The sequence below is a fragment of the Nocardia citri genome (genome assembly GCF_054065835.1).
On record NZ_JBSUQM010000054.1, the window covers coordinates 1 to 3,891 of the forward strand.

Genomic DNA, 3,891 nt, shown 5'->3' on the forward strand with positions numbered 1-3,891 from the left:
TGGTTCTACAGGTCATCTACGACATCACTTACAGGTGGATCTGAATGTCACTGGTGATCTGAAGATGTTGGTACAGATGAATTTCGGCATCACCTGGTCGTGATGGTGGTAGGTTGCGCCGCAACGTTCTGTGTGCTTGGTCCGAGGCCCGGAACCTGTCTTGTCGTAGGAGCCGTCGTTGCCGCCGCCTCGTCAGTCCAAGGTGGAGCTGTATGCCGCCATCCGGCGAGATTCCCGGGCCGGGGTGTCGGGCCGGGATCTTCAGCGCAAGTACAACGTCGGATATCAGACGGTGCGCGCGGCGTTGCGGTCTGCGTGGCCGGCCGAGCGTAAGAAGTACCCGGCGCGGGTGTCGAAGCTGGATGAGTTCAAGACGGTCATTGATGAGTGGCTGGTGGAGGATCTGGATGCGCCGCGCAAGCAGCGGCACACGGTGCGGCGGATCTTCGCCCGGTTGATCGACGAGCACCACATGATCGAGGTCAGCTACGAGACCGTGCGCGAGTATGTGTCGAAGCGGAAACCAGAGATCCGTGTCGCTGCCGGTCGCGGCCCGGCTGAGGTGTTTATTGCGCAGACCCACCGTCCCGGTGAGGAAGCCGAGGTCGACTTCGGAGAAGTCCTGGTCGAGCTGCGCGGTGAGAGGATCACGATGTTCTTGTTCTCTTTCCGGCTCTCGTTCTCCGGCAAGGCGATTCACCGCATGTCCACTTCGGGTGGTCAGGAGGCGTTTTTCGAGGGGCACGTGCACGCGTTCGGAAGGCTGGGCGGGGTGCCGTTCGGGAAAGTGCGCTACGACAACCTGAACGCTGCGGTCGCGCGGGTGATCGGGCTGTCGAGGCTGCGGGTCGAGACCGATCGGTGGACCGCGTTCCGGTCCCACTGGGACCTGGATGTTTTCTACTGCCAGCCAGGACAGGCCGGGGCTCACGAAAAAGGCGGCGTGGAAGGCGATATCGGGTGGTTCCGTCGCAACCACCTTGTGCCGGTGCCTTGCGTGGACTCGGTCGACGAGCTGAACGCGATGATCGATGAGTTCGACGACGCCGACGACGCGCGCCGCATCGGGGCCCGGGTCCGCACGGTCGGGGAGCATTTCGAGGTCGAAAGAGGGTTGCTGAAGCGTTTGCCGGACGAGGAATTCGAGACCGGTCTGTGGTTCACCCCGCGCGTGGACAGGTATTCGCTGGTCACGGTTCGCACCAATCGGTACAGCGTGCCGATCCGATTGATCGGCCGTCAGGTGCGGGTGCTGCTGCACGCGTCGGCGCTGATTGTCTACGACCACCGGACCGAGGTCGCCCGGCACGAACGGATCGCGGGCAAGGGGCAGACCCGCATGGATCTGGATCACTACCTGGAAGGGTTGGTGCGCAAGCCCGGCGCGCTGGCAGGGGCGACCGCGTTGGAGCAGGCCCGCGCGGCGGGCCGGTTCACCGCGGCCCACGACGCGTGGTGGGCCGCGGCTCGCAAGGCACACGGCGACCGCGACGGCACCCGCGCCCTGATCGAGGTGCTGCTGCTGCATCGGCACATGCCTCACGACCAGGTCGTCGCCGGACTGAAGGTCGCGTTGGAAGTCGGCGCGCTGACCGCCGACGCCGTGGCATTGGAAGCCCGCAAGATCGCCGACGCGCAGCCACCGTGTCCGCCGGTGGAACTGGATGACCCCAATCCGGTGTCGTCGCTGACCGCGCGCCGGGTGGCGCAATTACCGCCCGACTCCAGGCCTTTGCCGTCGGTGGCCGTCTACGACCAGTTGTTGCGCCGTCCCTACCCACCCCAGAAGGAACCAGTTCATGACCACCACCTCCAGCACGCCCCGGCGCCGCGGAATGACTGAGCAGGCCGCCGACGCCTCGATCGATCAGGCATGCCGGATGCTGCGACTGCCCTCGATCCGTCAGCAGTTCACCGAGATCGCCGATGCCGCTGAACGGGAACAGATGTCGTATCGGTCGTTTCTGGCCGAGTTGCTGCTGGCCGAGTGCGACGACCGTGCCCGCCGGCGCAGCGAGCGCCGGATCCGCGCGGCGGGGTTCCCCCGCGAGAAGTCGTTGCGGGCCTTTGATTTCGACGCCAACCCGAACGTCGACCCGGCGATGATCCACACCCTGGCCACCTGCAACTGGGTGGAGAAAGGGCTGCCCCTGTGCTTGATCGGTGACTCGGGCACCGGCAAGAGCCACCTGCTGATCTCCTTGGGCACCGAGGCCGCGATGAAGGGCTACCGGGTGAAATACACCCTGGCTACGAAACTGGTCAACGAACTGGTTGAAGCCGCCGACGACAAGCAGCTCACCAAGACCATCGCCCGCTACGGCCGGGTCGATCTCCTCTGCCTCGATGAACTCGGATACATGGCCCTGGACCGCCGCGGCGCCGAGTTGTTGTTCCAGGTTCTGACCGAGAGGGAGGAAAAGAACAGTGTCGCGATCGCATCCAACGAGTCGTTCGGCGGCTGGACGAAAACGTTCACCGATCCCCGGCTCTGCGCGGCCATTGTCGATCGATTGACCTTCGGCGGGCACATCATCGAAACCGGCACCCAAAGCTACCGGCTCACCCGAACCGCGCAAAACGTAGTCCGGACAACGGCACCGGCGAACAGCACAGCGAAAGATCCGGCACCCGAACCGCAACACTGACCCGCGGACCCGAGTGACACCGAAATTCGTCGGGAATCAGCAAGTCAGACACGGTGTCTGGATCCGGCGAGGCCGAGTAGTCGGTCAGACATCCGTTCAGCTGCTTCGGTGATCTCGCCACAACTGGCACGCACTTGGTGCACTGTTGACTCCGTGGCGGACAACGCGTTTCACCTCGATGCCCCCGATGCCGCGGAGCTGGCCGAGATGCTCGGGTTCCTCCAGGACTTCTTCCAGCGCGCGGACCCAGAAGTCACCGCCGCGTTCACCGAGTTCGTCGGTGCTCCCGGCTTCACCGTCGACGAGCTGTGCTGCCACCTCGAACGGTTCCAAATCCTGCTCGGCGGCGTCCCCGGCGAGGAACTGCCGCTAGCCGACTACTGAACCCGCCGATACGCGGGTTCCCTTGTCGGCGAGCACTTCAGTGGCTCGGCAGTCGTTCGGTCGAGCCTGCAGCCAGCGCCGTGGCGACGTGGTTGACACCGGCCCGCACGGTCTGGCCATAGACATCGTCGGCGAGGACGTCCAGTCGTCGCCTCGCCTCGTCCAAATGCTGCGCCGCAGCGGCGAACGAGCCGAGCCGACGGTAGTTGTCGGCAAGATTGAGGTGCAGCGAGGGGTAGAACCCAGCCACGCACAACGACGCGTGGTGCGCCTTGGCACGATCGTCGGTCAACGCATCGGCGGCGTCCAGTGCGCGCACATCCCAGGTCAGGGCCTCGGCAGCATCGTCACACAGGTCGGCCAGGTAATGGCCGATCGTGCACCGATGCAACGGATCTCCGGCCACGCCCACCTGTTCCCACAGCGCGATCAGCCGCGCGCGGGCCTGGGCGGCGTCCTCACCGCGCCCCATCACCATTGCCTCGCCGACCGCTGCCATCACCTGGTCCTGGTCCGAGCTGTTCTCTATAGAAGCCGTCATGAACACCGACCGTAATCATGACCACCGACACCTACGCCAAGACCGCTGATCAGCGCACCTACCAACCACGCGATCCCATCGCTGACCCAGTCCTCCCGATCGGCGCTGGCAATCCTCCCGATCGCCCGACTTCGATCACCAGAACACCCCAGGCACGCGCACGGACCTTGACCATCACCAGCACCCTCCAGAAGAAACGACGCAGCATCCGAAGCGACCCGAGTGACGCTATTTTTCGTCTGGATCGAGCGCCCTTCAAGGCATCCTGTGATGCTCAAATTCATCTGGAATCGACGCCAGAATTCACCTGTCTAGCCA

5 protein-coding genes are annotated in these 3,891 nt (G+C 64.5%); 4 read left to right on the plus strand and 1 reads right to left on the minus strand.

Features of this window, described 5'->3' with window-relative positions; all coding sequences use genetic code 11:
* Positions 1-178 precede the first annotated feature (178 nt).
* From istA to ACW2Q0_RS30965, 3 genes are all read left to right on the plus strand, one after another.
* The gene (gene istA, locus ACW2Q0_RS30955; protein ID WP_457194468.1) at positions 179-1,843 is read left to right on the plus strand and encodes an IS21 family transposase; all 1,665 of its coding nucleotides are present in this window, start codon (positions 179-181) and stop codon (positions 1,841-1,843) included.
* Positions 1,800-2,648, plus strand: a complete 849-nt coding sequence (gene istB / locus ACW2Q0_RS30960) for an IS21-like element helper ATPase IstB (protein WP_457194469.1) — start codon at positions 1,800-1,802, stop codon at positions 2,646-2,648. The genes istA and istB overlap by 44 nt, the downstream gene beginning before the upstream one ends.
* A 153-nt stretch (positions 2,649-2,801) precedes the next feature.
* Positions 2,802-3,032, plus strand: coding sequence for a hypothetical protein (locus ACW2Q0_RS30965; RefSeq protein ID WP_457194470.1), 231 nt, complete (start codon positions 2,802-2,804; stop codon positions 3,030-3,032).
* Between the two features lie 37 nt (positions 3,033-3,069).
* On the opposite strand, the gene ACW2Q0_RS30970 is transcribed toward ACW2Q0_RS30965, so the two are convergent.
* On the minus strand, positions 3,070-3,573 hold the full coding sequence (locus tag ACW2Q0_RS30970) for a hypothetical protein (RefSeq protein ID WP_457194471.1): 504 nt from the start codon (positions 3,571-3,573) through the stop codon (positions 3,070-3,072).
* 17 nt (positions 3,574-3,590) lie between these two features.
* Between ACW2Q0_RS30970 and ACW2Q0_RS30975 the strand changes: the two genes are divergently transcribed.
* Positions 3,591-3,891: hypothetical protein (locus ACW2Q0_RS30975; RefSeq protein ID WP_457194472.1), on the plus strand; the 301-nt coding region annotated here is incomplete at its 3' end.

Bases quoted from the DNA above. Each gene is read 5' to 3' on its own strand.
- istB (WP_457194469.1), top strand. From the start codon at position 1,800: ATGACCACCACCTCCAGCACGCCCCGGCGCCGCGGAATGACTGAGCAG.
- ACW2Q0_RS30970 (WP_457194471.1), bottom strand. From the start codon at position 3,573: ATGACGGCTTCTATAGAGAACAGCTCGGACCAGGACCAGGTGATGGCA.